Raw genomic sequence first — 1,333 nt, 5'->3', positions numbered from 1 at the left:
ATGTTGACTTGACAGCAGCGATCGCCTTTCATCACTGCAAGCGAGCCAAAGTTACCGTTGTGCTAGCGCGGGTACCGAATCCGGTTGAGTTCGGCATGGTGATTACCAATGAGCAAGATCGCATCTGCCGATTTTTGGAAAAGCCCTCCACAGGTGAAGTATTTTCTGACACTGTGAATACTGGCATTTACATCATGGAACCCTCCGTGCTTCACTACTTGCCTGCGAATGAGGAGAGCGACTTTTCTAAAGATTTGTTTCCTCTGCTGCTAGAAAAAAATGAACCAATGTATGGGTATGTCACTAATGGCTATTGGTGCGATGTAGGACATCTGAATGCTTACCGTGAGGCCAACTACGATAGCCTCATGCAGAAGGTTAAGCTAGATATTCCCTATGCCGATGTGACTAGTCATTGGTCACAGTTGTACGCTACCCATGCTGAATCTAAGCATCAAACTCATGGCACGGTAGAGCTACCCGCTACCCACCACTTAATTCCAGGATTGTGGATAGGCAAGAATACTTATATTCATCCCTCTGCAAAGATTGAAACCCCCGTGTTGATTGGGAGTAACTGTCATATTGGCCCACGGGTGCAAATTAGTGCAGGTACGGTAATTGGGGATAACGTAACGATCGGAGCCGATGCTGATCTTAAACGGCCTGTGATTTGGAATGGTGCCATCATCGGTGAAGAGGCCCACCTGCGCGCTTGTGTAATCTCGCGGGGCACTCGCGTAGATCGGCGTGCCCATGTGCTAGAGGGAGCCGTAGTTGGGTCACTGTGCACCATTGGTGAAGAAGCCCAGATTAATCCCAATGTGCGGGTTTGGCCCAGTAAGCAAGTAGAAGCTGGTGCCACCCTCAATATCAACCTAATTTGGGGACATGCTGCCCACCGCAACCTATTCGGACAGCGAGGCGTGTCGGGGCTTGCCAACGTCGATATCACCCCAGAATTTGCGGTCAAGCTAGGAGCAGCCTACGGCTCTACTCTCAAAGCAGGCAGTAGCGTTACAGTTTCTCGCGATCAACGCAATATTTCTCGCATGGTAACCCGATCGCTCGTAGCTGGGTTAATGTCCGTTGGGGTCGATGTACAAAACCTAGAGGCAACAGCTATTCCCCTAGCCCGGACTGCTCTCTCAACCCTCAAGGTGGCTGGTGGCATCCATGTCCGCATTCATCCCGATCGCTCTGATCACTTGCTAGTGGAGTTTTTTGACCATAATGGCATCAATATCTCCAAGGCAATGGAAAAGAAAATTGAGGGGGCTTTCTTCAAAGAAGACTTTCGGCGGGCACAAATCAGCGAAATTGGAGATGTAGA

General features: G+C 49.7%; 1 protein-coding gene. It reads left to right on the top strand.

Annotated elements, in window-relative coordinates; genetic code table 11:
- On the top strand, window positions 1-1,333 hold a 1,333-nt coding region (locus tag NZ772_19060; protein MCS6815658.1), incomplete at both ends, for a sugar phosphate nucleotidyltransferase.

Source organism: Cyanobacteriota bacterium, assembly GCA_025054735.1.
Taxonomy (GTDB): domain Bacteria; phylum Cyanobacteriota; class Cyanobacteriia; order SKYG9; family SKYG9; genus SKYG9.
The sequence above is the reverse complement of the archived record's forward strand: the minus strand, read 5'-3'. Positions and strand labels throughout refer to the sequence as shown.